Origin of the sequence: Streptosporangium sp. OZ121 (assembly GCF_051918885.1) — a bacterium.
In the GTDB taxonomy this organism is placed as follows: Bacteria; Actinomycetota; Actinomycetes; order Streptosporangiales; family Streptosporangiaceae; genus Streptosporangium.
This window is the reverse complement of sequence record NZ_JBPXMC010000097.1, coordinates 1-896: the sequence shown is the minus strand read 5'-3', so window position 1 is coordinate 896 and position 896 is coordinate 1. Positions and strand designations below refer to the sequence as shown.

Annotated in this window: 1 protein-coding gene; it reads left to right on the top strand. The window is 68.4% G+C overall.

Translation table 11 applies throughout. From position 1 onward, the window contains the following. Positions 1–896, top strand: an 896-nt coding sequence (locus ACTOQ1_RS42870; RefSeq protein WP_440074364.1) for an ABC transporter permease, incomplete at both ends; no start/stop codon positions are given.

Sequence of the window (896 nt, the reverse complement as noted above, 5' to 3'; positions counted from 1 at the left end):
CTCGGCCTGGTGGTCGCGCTGGTGCTGCTGGCCGTGGTGGGTCTGGTCACGGTGCCCGACACCTTCGCCACGACCTCCAACATGGTGAGCATCCTGTCGCTGGCCGCGACCATCGGGGTGATCACCGTCGGCATGACGTTCGTGATCATCGGTGGGGGCATCGACCTGTCGGTGGGCGCGATCATGGCGCTGGCGTCGGTGTGGGCGACCACCCTGGCCACCCAGTCCTACGGCCCGTTCGTGATGATCCTGTGCGCGGTGCTGGTCGGCACCGGCGCGGGCCTGGTCAACGGCCTGCTGATCTCCTACGGGCGGATGGTGGCGTTCATCGCCACGCTGGCGATGCTGGTGGCCGCCCGGGGTCTGGCGCAGCGGATGTCGGACCGGCGCACCCAGCTGGTGCAGCAGGGCAACGAGATGATCGTGGAGCTGTCGACCAGCCGGGTGCTGGGCATCCCGGTGCTGGTCTACATCTTCGTGCTGGTGGTGATCGCCGGATGGGTGCTGCTGAACCGCACCACCTTCGGCCGGCGCACCTACGCGGTGGGCGGTAACCCCGAGGCGGCCCGGCTGGCCGGTATCGACGTGCGCCGCCACACCGTGATGCTGTACGCGCTGTCGGGGCTGTGCTGCGGCATCGCGGCGGTGCTGATCATGGCCAGGACCACGACGGGCTCCTCCACGCACGGTGATCTGTACGAGCTGGACGCGATCGCCGCGGTCATCATCGGCGGCACGCTGCTGACCGGCGGGCGCGGGTCGATCATCGGGTCGATCCTGGGTCTGCTGATCTTCACCGTGATCACGAACCTGTTCATCCTCAACGGGCTCAACACCAGCGACCAGCTGGTGGCCAAGGGCCTGATCATCGTGGTGGCCGTGCTGCTCCAGCGGCG